Below are 16,703 nucleotides of genomic sequence, written 5' to 3'. Positions count from 1 at the left end.
TCTATTGTCAACATTAATTTTACATAATCAAACTTATTTTTATATTATCAAATAAATTGAGCCCTTGCGATTAAATAACTATCTGCAATCTCCTTAAATTCTATAAGAAAATGCTAAGTCCGATTTGAATTATGGCAAGTCTTCACATATTTAAATACTTCAAGTCTGAAATATGAATATAGCCCCTTTGAGCTGCATATATTGTGGTAATGAAATCATCATTTATGGTTTGCCAAATATTTTGATAGGGGCGGTGAAAATTTAAATATGAAAGATTACATAGAAGAAAGGGTTCTGGAGCTTGCCAGATATATTCTTGATACAAATTCAACTGTTAGAAGCACGGCGAAGAAGTTTAGGGTATCGAAATCGACGGTTCACAAGGATATTACTGAAAGATTGCTGGAGATAAACCCTGGCCTTGCCGCTGAAGTCAAGGCAGTTTTAGATAACAATAAAGCGGAACGCCATATAAGAGGCGGTTTAGCTACAAAAGAAAAGTATATGAAAACTCACTAAGTCGTATTCATTCTATTCTTTATGAAAATCTTAAAACGTTAGTTTCACATTTTCTGTATTCCTCCAATACTGTATGTTGGCTACGGTTAATCTACAGTATTGGAACTCATCTTTTTTTGTTGCACCAAACGCCTTTGGCATCAACATCCATTGCCTGTTTCAATGATGAAATTCACTCTCATCATCGTTTTTTTTGCTTATCATAATTACGGCTGGTGGCCTTGCATAGGCCGAAAGAATTATGATATGATAAGAGCAATTATAAACTGGATTAGACTTAGGACAAATTTGCAAGTATTACATAAAAGGAGATATCATATGATTTTTTTACGAAACGATTATAGCGAAGGTGCTCACCCTCAAATTCTCGAAGCCATATGCAAAAGCAACATGGAACAAACCGTCGGATATGGTCTTGATGAACATTGTTTTAATGCAGCAAAATTGATTCAATCTCGAATCAAGAGAGAGGATGCGGATGTTCACTTCTTCGTTGGAGGAACCCAAACAAATTTCACCTCCATCTCCGCTTTTCTGCGTCCCCACGAAGCCGTGATTTCCTCCTCTCGCGGACATATCTGCGTACATGAAACCGGTGCAGTGGAGGCTTGCGGTCATAAAATAGTGGCGATGCCGACACCAGATGCCAAACTAAAAGCGGATCAAATTGACGAGGCAATCGAATATCATGAAGACGAACATTTTGTGAAACCGAAAATGGTGTATATCACCAACAGTACTGAACTCGGAACAATGTACACAAAAGCAGAACTTCAGGAAATACGAAAGCGCTGCGACAAATACGGTCTATATCTATATCTGGATGGTGCACGTCTAGCTTCTGCTCTTACGTCATCGGAAAATGACCTTACCATTGAAGATATTGCAACATTGACAGACGCCTTCTATATCGGCGGAACAAAGAACGGGGCTCTTTTTGGGGAAGCTTTAGTTTTATCCAATCCCGTTTTAAAACCGGATTTCAGGTATCTCCTCAAACAAAAGGGGGGAATGCTTGCGAAAGGACGGCTTCTTGGGATTCAATTCGAAGAGTTATTTAGGGACAATCTGTATTTTGAGCTTGGGGCACATGCGAACAACATGGCCGACATGTTGAGAAACGGTCTGCAGTCGAAGGGATATCCCTTCTTCTCAGATTCCTTCACCAATCAACTGTTTCCCATCTTCCCTAACGAAACTGCGCAATTCCTAGCGGAACACGTATCCTTTGAAAACGAATGCAAAATAGATGAAAAAAATCGCTGTATTCGTTTTGTGACATCCTGGGCTACAACGCAGGAAGACATCGAAAAACTTCTTGCTCTACTGTAAACAGATTCCTTCGACGGATATCTAACCCGTATACAAAAAAATCAGGCAGCGAGTCGCTTTGCAAACTCGCTGCCTTTTATGATTCCTTTATAAAAAAAGCCTCTGCGAGGCCTTTTAGCTCCCATTTGGTCGCATTTTAGCCGTAGCTTTTTATGAAACTTCGTCAATATCGTAAACGATATTTCCTACGTTATAAATAACTACCTATCTCTTTTCTTGCCTCCCAGTTTAAGCGCTGCTTTCACAAATTCTCGGAATAGCGGATGCGCCTTATTCGGTCTGCTCTTAAATTCCGGATGATATTGAACGCCAACGTGAAAAGCTCTGCCGGCAATTTCAACGGCTTCTACCAATCTCCCATCGGGAGAAGTCCCGCTTATTACTAAGCCCGCTTTAGAAAGTTCTTCTCTGTACACGTTGTTGAATTCATATCGGTGTCGGTGACGTTCAGAAATACTTCTTTCGCCATAGGCTTCCTCCATCTTTGTCCCAGGTGCAATGGTACATGGATATGCACCAAGTCTCATGGTTCCTCCTTTTGGAATATCGCCATATTGATCCGGCATGAAATCAATAACCGGATTTACTCCAATAGGAGCAAATTCACTGGAATTTGCATCACTTAGACCTAAGACACCCCGCGCATATTCAATCACCGCGATTTGCATTCCAAGGCAGATTCCAAAATATGGCACGTTGTTTTCTCTCGCAAATTTAGCAGCTGTAATTTTGCCTTCTATTCCCCGGTCACCGAATCCTCCGGGCACCAATATACCGGCTACATCTCCCAAAATCTTTCCCACATTTCTATCGGTAACGTCCTCGGAATCGATCCATTGAATATCAATCACAGCACCGTTCTCATATCCTGCGTGACGCAGCGCTTCCGCAACAGACAGGTAGGCATCATGCAATTTAACATATTTGCCTACAATAGCGATTTTCACACATTGATCTCGTTTCGCCACACGTTCCAGCATACCGTTCCATTCTTCCATATCGCACGGGCCTGCATTTAAACCTAGCTCTCGACATACGATCCATGAAAATTTACTTTTTTCAAGCATGATAGGGGCCTCATATAAAACCGGCAAGGTAATATTTTCAATCACGCAATCCGGCTTTACATTACAAAATAAAGAGATCTTTTCTTTTGTACTATCATCAATATGTTCATCTGCCCTCATGACAATAATGTCCGGTGAAATTCCTAATGTTCGGAGCTCTTTTACCGAATGCTGTGTTGGTTTCGATTTGTGTTCTCCTGAACTTTTAATATAAGGGACTAGCGTTACATGGATAAACAAGCAGTTTTCCTTTCCGGACTCTAGCGCTACTTGTCTGATCGCTTCAAGATAAGGTTGACTTTCGATATCTCCTGTTGTACCCCCTATTTCTGTAATAATAACATCCGCTTGACTCTTTTCCCCTACGTTATAAATAAAGCTTTTGATTTCATTCGTAATATGCGGAATCACCTGCACAGTGCTGCCTAAATACTCCCCGGCTCTCTCTTTTGTCAATACATTCCAATATACCTTACCGGTCGTTAAGTTTGAATACTTGTTTAAGTCTTCATCAATAAACCGTTCATAATGTCCAAGGTCTAAATCTGTTTCTGCTCCGTCCTCTGTGACGTATACTTCCCCATGCTGATAAGGGCTCATGGTGCCCGGATCCACATTAATATAAGGGTCTAACTTCTGTGAAGCGACTTTGAGACCTCTAGCTTTTAATAATCTTCCCAGAGAGGCGGCTGTTATTCCTTTACCCAGCCCCGATACGACGCCTCCTGTAACAAAAATATATTTTTTCATAATTCTCCCTCGCTTCCTCTTAAATAAAAAATTGCATTTGCTCGCGTTTCAGCCTATCGTAACCGATATTCCATTAAAAAAAGTGCTCGAAAAAATAAAAAAATAAGGGTCGACGGTTCCAAGAGAGTGAAAGAGATACAAGACCCCTTTACGCCGCCTTTCCTTATTCGTATTTTATTTCGTGCACTGTTAAATTAATAAATATTTACTTAACGATTATACAATGTTATCTCAAAAAAATCCAGCACTTTTTTCCTTCACATCAAATTTTTCAAGCTGTATTTCTCTGGCTATTCATCCTTATGAACATTTCTTCCGGTTATCTCATATTTCTTCAGCAGTCGGTTTAACCTCTTATTTTCGGACTTTTGCTTTTCGTAAATAGCCTTTTCTTCCTCTGTCAATGAATCGAGTTTCTTAATATGTGCTGCAATTGGCTTCGGCAATGCGAAAAAATACAATAGTGGATTTACCAGAATCAAATCAATCGCAAGCCACAGCAAAAACAGTTCCGCAAAGTGCTGACGATCCAACAATTCCATGGAAACTGCTGCCGCCACCGCCATTCCCACCAGAAAAACAAAAAACGGAAGAAATGTTCTTTCCAATCGATCTAATGAATTTTTCAATTGCTCATCATACCAGAGGGTTCTCCGGCTTTTGAAAATATATTTGCTCCCTCTGAAGTTTGTATAGCAGACTTTAGCTGCATCCAAAATATCACGGAAGTTTGATTCTTGAGGCGCCGCAATTTCTGCTTCTCTTTCTTCTTTTACAGCTTCTTCATTAAAATGAATATAAGCACGAATTGCCTTGCCTTCACCCATCACACCAATGGATTCCAATTCTCCTGCCGGATAATGGATGACCAAAAGGTCTCCTTTTCGGATTAAACAAGTGTTTTTTCCAAAGGTTACGGCACAATAGCCTTCCAAGCAATAATACGTTTCGCTGATATGCTGATAGGAAATAGCCTTTTCAAGTTTAATAAATGTATTAGAAGGGGTTAAGGATAGAACCTCGGCCATCCCCTCATTTCCCTTTCGAACCATTAGATTATAGTCCGTTATTTTTCCAAAACTAACGGTATCGTAGTTCCCGTCAAATCGATCTTGTTCATACTGTGCGAGTCTTATTGCCCGCTCATCTTTATGAACTAAGACAACTTCATTTTCTAAAACAATCAGTATTCGATCGTACTCCGGAAGTTTTGTAAAATTGGATTCCTCCACATCAATCGTTGCAGAACTGAGACGCCATACAAATTTCCGATCGCTGTATTTTGCCTCTTTAGGATAAATGGACAGCTCCGTCGTGGTGCCGCCCATCCATTTTTCCGTGTTATAATCTTCATTTTTATATATTTTAAAATCAATATTATTCATGTGCTTTTTCCCTAAAAAAGATAGGACTGAACCTCCATCTTTTATTTAATGAATTCCGAAACCGGAACCGGTCTTCCAAACAGATAGCCTTGCGCATAATCACAATTTAATTTTTTTAATGCGTTCAGCTGCATCTCTGTTTCAATACCTTCTGCAACGACCTTAACCCCTAAGTCTTTACACATATCAATAATATGTCCAACGACCTTTTTACTGGTTTCATTATGTACAATCGTGTTAATCAGGCTCCTATCAAGCTTCAGTATATCAAAATCAATGGAAGTCAGCATGCTCATATTCGTATATTTTGCCCCAAAATCATCAAGAGAAATGCTGAATCCTTCCGCTTTAATTCGATGACCGATCGCTTCCAGTTCATTTCTCTCAATTTGACCGATACTTTCCGTTATCTCTATCTCCAAAAGATTTCTAGGAATATCATATTTTTTGTGGATAGTGGTCATGATTTCAATAATATGTGGTTCCATAACCGTTAATCTGGAAAAATTAATGGAAATGGGAATTAAAGCTCTTCCTTGTCTCTTCCATTCAACCAAAACCTTACACACTTCCTCAAATACGAATAAATCTAAATACTTGATGTTATGTTCTTTTTCTAAATTCGGAATAAACTTGGAAGGAGGAATCACGCCATAGGTTGGATGCTCCATACGTATCAGCGCTTCCGCACTTCGAATATCCCCTGTCTTAATGTCTACTTTAGATTGCAAATACACTTTGAATATTTTTGCTTCAATGGCCTCCATCAGGGACTTAAATTTATTAGGATCATGATACTTGCTCAGCATTTTTCTATTTTCATAGTATTCCTGCTTTTCAAGAAACATCATCTCATTTGCTTGATTTTTTAAAGTCGTAAAATCAATATCAATATCGGTCCATACGCTTCCGATTGCAACACCGGTTTCAATGTTTGCTGCAATTTCTTCTTTCGCATCATAAATCTGTTTCATAAATTCCTTTTTACTGATATTCTCACAAAAGGCTATGAATTCATCGCCGCTGATTCGAAATAGCTTATATTGTCCAAAATATTTTTTTAAGATATCTGCCGTCTGAATGACTACCGCATTTCCAAACTCATCCCCAAAGGCTTCATTAATAGATTTGAGTGAATTAATATCGGCCATCACAACTCCCATTGTTTTTACGTCATCTGCGACTTCACTGTCAATATAATTCACATAACAATTACGATGCTTAATTCCGGTCAGTGAGTCATGTACCATCATATATTCTAACTCACTTTTTCCCCTTCGATGCGTCAATTCTTTCACAATAAAATAAACAATCACTTCTAACAATGAGGTGATGTTCTTGTTTTTTTCTATATTTTCCACGCTGATTACAGCCAACATTTCATTGTCAACAACAACAGGTATTGCTTTAATACTTTGAATTCCTGCTGTTCTCATAAAATCGTATTCTTCAGGGAAGAAATTCTCCATCCCGTCAAAAATTTCCAAATCCAAACCAATCACTGCATCCATGATAAAGTGTTCTTTTGCCTCATTGTAATAGGCAGTTCTTGACGCAGCAGCTCCGCCGCTAAGGCGCTGTGCTCCTTTTTTCACTTCTTCAAAAGTCAAGTTTAAATCTGCTCCGTTATTTTCATAGACGTAGACTCTTTCAGAATCGTAAAAATCGCTGATATAAAGAAGCGACGTGTCGATTGCTTCTTTAAAGCCTACCGTAGAAGATAAGGCTCTTATACAATTCAACAATGCATTTTCAGCCTCAAGCTCTGGGCCCTCACAAAATCCTATAGTGCTATTTGGATTACACTTATAGATGATATAGTTTGGTTTTTCTAAAAACTGATTTCTATTCAAAATTGCACCTTCCTTGGCAAAGCATCATAACGGCCCTTTACAATTTCAACTAGTTACCTCCGCGTAACTATTCCCACTCAATATACTACCACAATTTTCTAAAAGTTTATAGAAAATTTTCCTAACCATATTTTACAAATTTACGACAAATTTCGACTTTTATCCTTTAAAAATAATCAGAAAATTAATTTCTTGACCTTATTCCGATATAATATTTTTGTTGTTTTTAGTAGAAAAAGGAATTAATTTATGCTATATTTATGTCGATATATGTAATTATGCTATTGCATTGTTTAAAAAGTTGATTTTACTTACGGAAGGAAGACCAGATGATTTTTGTACTAACTCCTCAACTTAAGCCCGGAATGATAATCGGCCAGTCAGTCATGAACGATGCAACCGTAGTTCCTTTATTGGTTGAAGGACAAAAATTGACACTCCAAAATATTAAAAGACTTCGATCACTTAATCTACCTGGTATTTATATAAAAACGAAATACAGCGAAGACATTATAGCTCAGGGATTCATCAGTCCAGAATTAAAGCATAAAGTAACCAATGAATTAAAAGCAATCTGTAAAAGTTATACGCAAAGTTCAATCATTACCCCTGCTATGGTCACACGACTGGCAGAGGTTTCTCAATCCTTAATGGATTATGTGCTGTCAAAAGACGAATATCTTGTGAATATGGTAGAAATTAAAACCTTTGACAATTATACCTTTTCTCACAGCATTAACGTCGCTACATTAGCAACCCTGATCGGTATTCAATTAGGGTACAGCAGGTTATCCCTTCAAGAACTGACTTCAGCGGGTTTAATGCACGATTTAGGTAAACTCGAAATCCCTTTGGATATTATAAACAAGCCTGCGACGTTAACCGACGATGAGTATCACCTTGTACAATCCCACCCGGAGCGAGCGGTACGTCGATTAAAAACGTCTGTTAAAATCTCCAGAACGGTACTGGATGGTATTTGCAGCCATCACGAGAAGATGGACGGAAGCGGATACCCGCTTGGCTTAGCCGGTTCAAACATCCCCTTATGCGGAAGAATTTTAGCAGTAGCCGATGTCTACGATGCATTGACAACCTCACGTGCCTATCGGCCTGCGTGGCAAACAAAGGAAGCACTTGAATATATGGCAAACTGCGGCGGAACCCATTTTGATTCAGATATTCTCAATGCATTTTTCAAGACGGTTGCCGTATATCCTGTGGGCTCCATGGTAAAGCTCAATGACGATTCAATCGCATTAGTCACCAAGAACCTTCAAGGCCATATGATGCGTCCGGTGATACGTATACTGCACTCCATTTTTCACGCTCCCGGCACGGAGATCTCGCTTGCGGATGATCCGTATTATGCAGCATTGTCCATCATAAAATCATTAAATGCCGATAATGAAATCCCTATGGAAATATTTGAATAATTAAAAAAAATAAGCCTGATTCAACATTCTGTTTTAAACAGTTTTAGAATCAGGCTTCTCTTATGTATTATCGGTCGAATCCGTCTCCGCTTATGCAAAGTTCGGGATTCTTTATACTTACTTTTGTATGAGCCGGAACGGATTTTGTGATAAATGCGTTTCCGCCGATGACACTGTCGTGTCCAATCACCGTTTCTCCTCCCAGTATGGAAGCTCCGGAATAAATCGTTACATTATCTTCAATGGTCGGATGACGTTTTACCCCTGCAAGAGACTGCCCGCCTCTTGTTGATAGGGCCCCTATTGTAACACCTTGGAACAGCTTCACATTTTCTCCGATAATGGTCGTTTCACCGATTACGACTCCTGTACCATGGTCAATAAAGAAATAATCTCCAATCGTTGCTCCTGCATTAATATCAATACCTGTACGGCTATGCGCGTATTCCGTCATAATCCTTGGTATGAACGGAATCTTTCTGATATATAATTCATGTGCTATACGATACACAAAAATAGCATATAGCCCCGGGTAGGAAAAAATTATTTGCTCTTTGCTTCCTGCTGCTGGATCTCCGTCATAGGCCGCTTGAATATCGGTTAAAAGCGTTCGCTGTATTCTTGGCAATTGTTTTAAGTATTCTACAGCAATAGTTGCAGCTTCTTCCTGTGTTTCTTCATTGCTAACACCATTTGTATAGGAAAGCGCCAAATTAATTTGAGCAGAAAGCGTATCAAATACATGGGTTAATTTCTGTCCGATAAAATAAGGAGCCAAGGTGCAATCCATTCTTTCCGTACCGAAATATCCAGGAAACATAAGCTTCCTGAGTTCACTGATCATGCTGATAATAGCACTTCGATCAGGCAGTTTCACTCCTTCTTTGGCTAGAAACAACTCCTCTGTCAAATAATTTGCGGTTATATCCTCCACAATATCCTGAACATTTATCTTAAACTTATCTTTCACCTTATAATTCTCCTTTTATTTATCAATCAACCGATGAACGCTATTAGATCATCCTTTTATTATACTATATGCTATTGATGAAATCCATGTTAAATTATGAATAAACAAAACCGAGTTTTTTTTAATCCGCAGTCACAATTCAGACATACAGTCACCTGTCTGCTCCTTTTTTGTTACATACGCCTCCCTGTCCGGTACATTATAGTACTATAATATATCTATATTCTATCCACTTTCCCTGTTGTAGGATCCATAATCAGCCCATCCACATGAATGTCTGACGGTATAAGCGGATGATTTTTAATAAATTTGACAGTTTCGCTTACAGACTCCTCTACGCATTCAAATCCGCTGAGCCATTTATCAAAATCAACTCCGCAATATTTCATAAATTCTATTTTCTCTTCACTAACACCGCGATTTTCCATCTTCTTTATAATCTCGTTGACATCTAAATTCTGCATGCCGCAGTCATAATGCCCAATGACCAGAATTTCTTCTACTCCCAACGTATAAATAGCTACCACCAAGCTTCGCATCACACTTCCTACAGGAGAAGAAATGACTCCACCTGCATTTTTTATAATTTTAACGTCTCCGTTTTTTAATCCAAGAGCAGCCGGAAGCAGCTCTGTTAGACGGGCATCCATACAGGATAAAATCGCGATCTTCTTGTCCGGGTATTTACCGGCTATATACTTCTCATACTGCTTATTTTCAACAAATTCCTTATTAAATTTCATTAATTCATCAATCATTCAACAACTCTCCTTATCGGTTTAAATTTTCCCAACTAAAATGGATTAAATTGGCTTACTGTTTTCTCTGGGATTCTTCCTCTCCAGAATTTCCATCGCAGCTTCCGGCAATAAAGGCTTACTGAACAGATATCCTTGGATCAGATCACAATTGTTTTCAACAAGATACTGTCGCTGTTCTTCCTGTTCAACACCTTCTGCAATCACAAGGTGTCCCAGCTTATGAGCCATAGAAATGATATCCCCCGTTATCGCCTGCTCCGGTTTCAGATACATCAGTTTATCTATAAAATATTTATCAATTTTCAAGCAGTTTACATTGAGCTCTCTTTCGCGCGCCAATGAAGAGTAGCCTGTGCCGAAATCATCTATAGCAATTTTAATTCCAAGTCTCTTCAATTTCTCCAGCTTTTGATTGATCTCCTGATAATTATTTAAAAACAAGGATTCCGTTATTTCTATTCCTAGATTACCCGAAGTGACCTGTGTTTCATGGATTGCTTGCACCAGATCGCTCATAAAATCTTCCCTTAAAAGCTGAATTGTAGACACATTAAAGGACATGGCGATATCGTTAAATCCTTTCTCTTCAATTTGCTTTAAAAACAGCAGAGCTGCCCTCATAATCCTTTGTCCGAGAGGAACAATAAGCTGTGTTTCTTCTGCCATCGGAATAAATTCGAGTGGCGAAACCCGCCCCAGTTTATCAGACTGAAACCGTGCCAAAGCCTCAAAGCCAACAATTTGATTCGTTTTCGCACCAACGATTGGCTGATACTCAACAAACAGTCTGTCATCCTCCGAATTTAAAACAACCATTGAAAGTTCACTTTTGATTTCCGCTTCCCGCATGACCGCTTCTTCCATCTTTTTATTGAAGAAACTATATCGAAAAATTTGGTTTTCATGAACGTTTTCAGCTGCTATGAGCGCATTTTTCAATATAGTATCCAAGTCATCGCTGCAATCATCCGTTTCAACAATGCCAACGCTTGCTCCAACCGTTTTTAATGCCGGCATCGTGTTCAGCGTATCCATCACGGTGCTGCACAAGCTCGTCAATTCCTTTTTATTGTGGTATGCTTTTATATAAAAAGCAAAACGGTCGGAAGATATTTGGAATAAGCGGCAGTTCTGTGAACAAATCAGCAGTAAATTGCTTGCTAATTCTTTCATTAGCTTTTCTCCAAAATTATACCCAAAAGTCTGGTTTATAAGCGTAAAATTTGTTAAATCAACTAAAAGAACAGCTTTCTTGACATTCAAAGTTTTTTCTCGGTCCATGACTTCTTCAAAATATCTTCGATTATATAGACCGGTTAAAGTATCATGATGATTCATGTAATTTAGTTTGATTTCCTGCTTTTTACGTTCTGTAATATCAATAATCAAGCCTTCAAGGGCAATGATATTGCCTTCTTCATCGTAGATCCCTTGGCCCTGCTCCCAAACCCATTTAACCTCACCGGAAGCCGTAATCATCTCATACTCTTCCGTTAGTTTGGCATGCTCGCTCAGTCGTTCCTCCCACTTCATCCATAAAAACTCCTGATATTTTTCCGGAATAAGTTGATTAAAGCATATCTCTTTATTGTTTATTAAACTATCTGCATGATAGCCGGTTAAGGCAAAGCAGCCTTGCGATACGAATTCCATCGTCCATTCTCGGTCATGGCAGCAGCGATAGGCCATTCCCGGCAAATTATCCAGCAAAACCATCCTGCTTCTCTGGTTATCATACAACACCCTTTCCATTTCCTTACGTTTGCTGATATCTTCAATCAGACAAATATGGGTGTACCTTGTATTGTTATTGAGCCGCAGCGGCGAAACCATCATATGAGTCCAAATAGTAGTGCCATCCGGTCTGACATATCGTTTTTCCATATCATATCCATCGATCTCACCCGTCTTAAATTTATTATAATACTCTACATCTAAAGCAACATCATCCGGATGCGTAAGGTCCTTCCAGCTTACAGCAGTGAGCTCTTCTTGGGTTCTTCCTAATATCTTTTCATACATTGGATTGATGCTAGGGATATGATCCGGTATGGATGCAATATATTGCTCATCATGCCCAATGGCGATTCCTATTGTCGCCTGGTCAAATACAGTTCGGAATAGGGTTTCGCTTTCTTTTAACTTCACATCGGCGTTCATTAGTTTTTGTTTTTCGATGGATAATGCTCTATTTTGTGAAAAAGCAAAATAGAGAGCAATAAATACCATGAAGATACATGCGACGGCAAATCCTGCCTGTACAGTTTGAGTAACTGCATAGCCATACCAAGTTTCGGTAGGATAGTCTACCCCGAAAACAGCCATCACCTCTCCGGTCTGTGGCTTTTTCATCGGAACCAGCACACTTATCCACGTTCCCCATCGATCCTCTATAGGCTTAGTTATCACGGTCTTGCCTGATTGAAGGGGTTCAATGTATTCTCTATAGGCTTCGGAATATACCTGGCCTGGCGGAGAATAGTCACTTGAATCAGGCTCTTCAGAATCTGCTAAAAAAACAATTTGATCCTGCCTTTGTGCAAGAATATACACAAAACGAAGCTTTTTATCCAGTTTTGAAAATAAGATTAACCCGTTTTTCAGTTCTTGGTAGTTCAGTTTATCCAGATCACTGGGATCGCCATTTAGCTCCAATAGTTGTGTTTTGGAGATGCCTGCTTCTGCAGCTTCTGCAAGCCTTGTTACTTCTTCTTGCGTCTCTTTTATGCTGCTATTCCAGCTAAAATGCATATAAATGATACCAGCGCATAGAAAAGCAATAAATGCAATAATGAATATGTACTTCGTTGTTTTATCATTTATGTTTGCTTGCAATTTCTGTTGAATCAAGTTTTTCATAAAATCCGCTACCTCATAAAAATACGTAAAATTCATCCTTATAAATTAACGTTTCTCTTTGAATCGACACAAGCATCCTATATTATCCCATAATATGCTGTATTATTTCAGTAGATTATAGCATATCTATGAAGAAAAAGCCAACTGCCTCAGGGGCAATCGGCTTATTTATTCTTATTTGATTTCTGGTTTCGTTTCTTCCTCTCGAACGCACTTATTCCGCCGAATCAGTTCACTTAGTTTTTCGAGTCCTTGAATAATGAGTTCCAATTCCTCAGGCTCCGCACCATGAATCAAATCAGTCAGGTATTGTTTTTTAGTCTCCATCAAATCACATTTCTTTAAGAAATCCGGTGACAGAAATAGTTTTACACTCCTGCGGTTTTCGGTGGGAATTTCTCTCAGAACATCTCCTTGAATAACCAAGCGATCCACAATGCCGGAAACCGTACTCTTTGATAGCTCCATTCGCTCGCTCAGTTCTTGGAGATTGATTCCCGGATTTTTACAAAGGGTAAAAACCACAAATAGCTGAGGCCCTGTAAATCCTAATTGTCTTGATTTTTCCAGTGAATATTCGCTGAATTCTTTTCTGTTAACCTTTAACAGCGCAAAGATTCTTTCAGCATAGTTAATCCATGATTGTTCCGAGTTTTTCATTCTGTCCACACCCATTCTCCTCACACTTAAATATTTCTTTTCTTGCAGAGGTACGCATCATAAATACCAACGCAATAGCAAGTAATACGGATATAGCGGTAAACGCAGTAGCATAGTTAATCGCGTCAAGATAAGCTTGTTGTTGTACAATTCCGGATAACGTCGAAAGGGCATTTACTTGAGCTTCCGTACTGGTCATACCCGTCGTTGTGTAGATCGCCTGAAGCTGTTTCATCGCATCTGCAGTCGTCTGATTAGACATCGTTATCTGCTCGGATAAATGGGCAAAGTTGATGGTGGTTCTGCTTGTCATGATCGTAGCAACAATAGTGACACTGATCGAGCTGAATATATTTCGAAAGGTATTTGTCAGAGCCGATGCCTTCGCCGTTAAATGGAGAGGGATAGCATTCATACCCACTGCACTCATCGGCATCATCGCAAGTCCAAGCCCAATCCCTCGAATAAAGGATATTATCATGATCGTCGAACTTGAAGTCTCTGTGGTTAAGGTACTCAGCTCAAAGGAACCCCATGCCAGGATAATAAGCCCCGGAATGGTGACAATCTTTGCACCTAATTTATCGAAAATGGCTCCGCTTATCGGCATCATGATGGCTGCTGAAATAGCTGAAGGCAGCATAATCATCCCGCTTTGCATAGCCGTATACCCTCTTATATTTTGCAAATACAACGGTAAAATATAGCTGCCGCCCATCAAGGCCAGCACCGTAACGCAACTGATAATCTGACTTAAAGAATAGTTGTAAATTTTTAATACTCTTAAGTCTAGCAGTGGATTTGGATGAGTTAATTCGTTAATCACGAATAAAATCAAACTAAATATTCCTATTGTAAGTAAAATCGGATAATGGATTTCTTTCCAATTGATGGTAGACCATTTTCCTATGACATATAAGGTGCATACAATTCCTGTTACAGAAGTAATGAATCCCCATATATCAAACGACCCCTCAAAAGCCTTCCTTGGTGTGTCTTTCAGCAGCAGGACGGCAAAAATAGTGCCGAATATCCCAATAGGAACATTGATGTAAAACAAAAGCCTCCAGTCCAAATTAGAAAGAATATATCCGCCAAGCGTAGGCCCTAAAGCAGGGGCTGACATAGCCGCTACTCCCCAAATTCCCAACGCCTTTCCGCGTTCTTCAATGGGGAAAAGCGCATAAACGATAGACATCCCTACTGGGCTCATGAGTCCGCCGCCTATCGCTTGTATGATACGAAACACGATCATGGAACTGTTGCTCCATGCCATACCCGATAAAGCTGAGCCGAGTGTAAATAGAAAAATTGCTATTACATATAACTTTTTTAAGCCAATTGTATCGCTCAAAAATCCGGTTAAAGGGACTACCGCCCCCATTGCTAAAGCGTATGCAGTCACCACCCAAGTGACATCGGACAGTGTAACACCGAAAACCGACATCATCTTCGGGAGGGCAAGATTAATCAGACTGCTGCTCAATACGCTCATAAAGGTTCCGATTAATACCACAAATAACGAAAGCCACTTATAGACTTCATCTTGTTCTTTCACCTGAAACCACCTCTTATCTAATATGAATCTTTATGACTGCATTGGTTCCAAGCAAGATACCGCTATGGTTCTGGTTCTCATCAAATACAATTTTTACGGGAACCCGCTGTACAACCTTCGTAAAGGTTCCGCTGCTCGAGCCGGACAAAAGTGAAAAAGCAGAATTTGCTGCCTTACCGATGGACTGAACTTTTCCGTACATTTTTTCTCCGCTGAATTCATCCACAGTAATTTCAACCTTTTGCCCTATCTTTAATTTGGCAATATCCGTCTCTTCTATGTTCGCATTGATATACAACTTTGTCGGATCGACCATCATAATCAACGTTTGACCTGTCGCTACCAATTCTCCCTGCGTTGCCTGTTTTTTTAAAACAAAACCTGAAATAGGTGATCGAATCACGGATTGCTCCAAATTCAAGTCGGACAGACTTCCCATTTCTTGGTGGCCGATAATTTGATCTTTTTCAAGGCTTTGCCCTTCTTCCACTTCCAGTTCCAATAGTTTCCCCGTCATTTGAGGGGAAACTTTCACAATATCTCCTGCAACCTTTGCGTCTTCTGTTGCCACATAGTAATTATTTTCATACCAGTAATAGATTCCTATGCTGCCTAAAACGATCAGCATGACTGCCACTACCGATAACATTAATACTTTTCTTTTTGATTCCATCATCTATCACCAGCCTTATTTCTTTAATGCAATTTCCGCAAACATGCCAACCTTAACGGCAGGATCATTTTCCAGCATATTGACGCGAACAAGAATATTTTTATTTTGAGCATCTACAATAGTATCCACCAGAGAAACTTCACCATCAAAAAACTTATCCGGAATTTCAGATATTTTGACGGTTACCTTTTGACCCTGCTGCACTTTTTCAGAAAGTCGCGCCGGTAAGTAAGCACTTATGTATGTTTTATCTGAATTAACGATACTCAATAAAGTCGAACCTGCCGCAGCCAGTTCTCCTACATTCACGGTTTTCGCTGTTACCGTTCCTGAAATCGGTGCAACAATCACGCCATTGGAGGAATTTGCGTTAATAAGCTCCAGACCGGATTGCGCTTGATTTACAGTTGCAGCTGCCGTATCAAGTTGTTTCTTCGCACTTTCCACTGTTTCTTTGGCAACGGCCCCTGCCTGATATAATTCCATTGTCCGGTCATAATTGATCTGCGCATTATTTAAAGTTACTTTTGCAATATCAATTGAGGACTGAGCCTGATTTACTTGTGCAGGCACTTCTTTCATATCTATTCTGGCAAGAACATCCCCTTTATTTACAACAGAGCCTACATCTACATTTAGTTCTGCTATCTTTCCGGTGGTTTTCGTTGAAATATCTGCGCTGTCTATGGCTTCCACTCTACCAGCCATAATAAAAGCAGGTCCACTGGATTCTTGATCTGCATAAACGGTTTGATTTGCCAGCGTAGGATTCGTCTTTCCGATATTCAAGCTTATGGCTACCAGGAAACCTATGGCCACCACTCCCGCTATTATTACCCATGTCATTTTCTTTGGTCTCTTCATTTTGTCACCTTCTTAT

The 16,703-nt window shown here is 39.5% G+C and carries 13 protein-coding genes; 3 read left to right on the top strand and 10 right to left on the bottom strand.

The window, feature by feature from the left end:
• Positions 1-267 precede the first annotated feature (267 nt).
• The gene (gene spoIIID / locus JYB65_RS11525; protein ID WP_206582827.1) at positions 268-519 is read left to right on the top strand and encodes a sporulation transcriptional regulator SpoIIID; all 252 of its coding nucleotides are present in this window, start codon (positions 268-270) and stop codon (positions 517-519) included.
• Between the two features lie 318 nt (positions 520-837).
• The gene (locus JYB65_RS11520) at positions 838-1,851 is read left to right on the top strand and encodes a threonine aldolase family protein (RefSeq protein WP_206582826.1); all 1,014 of its coding nucleotides are present in this window, start codon (positions 838-840) and stop codon (positions 1,849-1,851) included.
• Positions 1,852-2,051: 200 nt separating this feature from the next.
• Here JYB65_RS11520 and JYB65_RS11515 read toward each other — a convergent pair whose 3' ends face one another.
• From JYB65_RS11515 to JYB65_RS11505, 3 genes are all read right to left on the bottom strand, one after another.
• The gene (locus JYB65_RS11515) at positions 2,052-3,668 is read right to left on the bottom strand and encodes a CTP synthase (RefSeq protein WP_206582825.1); all 1,617 of its coding nucleotides are present in this window, start codon (positions 3,666-3,668) and stop codon (positions 2,052-2,054) included.
• A 290-nt stretch (positions 3,669-3,958) separates the two neighbouring features.
• Entirely contained in the window at positions 3,959-5,053 is a 1,095-nt protein-coding gene (locus JYB65_RS11510; RefSeq protein ID WP_206582824.1) for a HutD/Ves family protein, read from the bottom strand.
• A 41-nt stretch (positions 5,054-5,094) separates the two neighbouring features.
• Positions 5,095-6,906 carry a bifunctional diguanylate cyclase/phosphodiesterase gene (locus JYB65_RS11505; protein ID WP_206582823.1) on the bottom strand — a complete coding sequence of 604 codons (1,812 nt, stop codon included), beginning with the start codon at positions 6,904-6,906 and terminating at the stop codon, positions 5,095-5,097.
• Positions 6,907-7,235: 329 nt separating this feature from the next.
• Between JYB65_RS11505 and JYB65_RS11500 the strand changes: the two genes are divergently transcribed.
• On the top strand, positions 7,236-8,342 hold the full coding sequence (locus JYB65_RS11500; RefSeq protein ID WP_206582822.1) for an HD-GYP domain-containing protein: 1,107 nt from the start codon (positions 7,236-7,238) through the stop codon (positions 8,340-8,342).
• 67 nt (positions 8,343-8,409) lie between these two features.
• Here JYB65_RS11500 and epsC read toward each other — a convergent pair whose 3' ends face one another.
• The 7 genes from epsC to JYB65_RS11465 all read right to left on the bottom strand — a co-directional run bounded on the left by epsC (position 8,410) and on the right by JYB65_RS11465 (position 16,687).
• On the bottom strand, positions 8,410-9,312 hold the full coding sequence (epsC, locus tag JYB65_RS11495; RefSeq protein WP_206582821.1) for a serine O-acetyltransferase EpsC: 903 nt from the start codon (positions 9,310-9,312) through the stop codon (positions 8,410-8,412).
• A 218-nt stretch (positions 9,313-9,530) separates the two neighbouring features.
• Positions 9,531-10,070, bottom strand: coding sequence for a beta-class carbonic anhydrase (locus JYB65_RS11490; RefSeq protein ID WP_206582820.1), 540 nt, complete (start codon positions 10,068-10,070; stop codon positions 9,531-9,533).
• Between the two features lie 45 nt (positions 10,071-10,115).
• Positions 10,116-12,932 carry a sensor domain-containing protein gene (locus tag JYB65_RS11485; RefSeq protein WP_206582819.1) on the bottom strand — a complete coding sequence of 939 codons (2,817 nt, stop codon included), beginning with the start codon at positions 12,930-12,932 and terminating at the stop codon, positions 10,116-10,118.
• 174 nt (positions 12,933-13,106) lie between these two features.
• Entirely contained in the window at positions 13,107-13,592 is a 486-nt protein-coding gene (locus JYB65_RS11480; RefSeq protein WP_206582859.1) for a MarR family winged helix-turn-helix transcriptional regulator, read from the bottom strand.
• Positions 13,564-15,150, bottom strand: coding sequence for a DHA2 family efflux MFS transporter permease subunit (locus tag JYB65_RS11475; RefSeq protein ID WP_342366664.1), 1,587 nt, complete (start codon positions 15,148-15,150; stop codon positions 13,564-13,566). Before JYB65_RS11475 ends, JYB65_RS11480 begins: the two co-directional genes overlap by 29 nt.
• Before the next feature lie 13 nt (positions 15,151-15,163).
• The gene (locus tag JYB65_RS11470; RefSeq protein ID WP_206582818.1) at positions 15,164-15,823 is read right to left on the bottom strand and encodes an HlyD family efflux transporter periplasmic adaptor subunit; all 660 of its coding nucleotides are present in this window, start codon (positions 15,821-15,823) and stop codon (positions 15,164-15,166) included.
• A gap of 15 nt (positions 15,824-15,838) precedes the next feature.
• On the bottom strand, positions 15,839-16,687 hold the full coding sequence (locus JYB65_RS11465; protein WP_206582817.1) for an efflux RND transporter periplasmic adaptor subunit: 849 nt from the start codon (positions 16,685-16,687) through the stop codon (positions 15,839-15,841).
• Between the last annotated feature and the right edge of the window lie 16 nt (positions 16,688-16,703).

The organism is Clostridium aminobutyricum (assembly GCF_017255415.1).
Classification (GTDB): domain Bacteria; phylum Bacillota; class Clostridia; order Peptostreptococcales; family Anaerovoracaceae; genus Aminipila; species Aminipila aminobutyrica.
The sequence above is the reverse complement of the archived record's forward strand: the minus strand, read 5'-3'. Positions and strand labels throughout refer to the sequence as shown.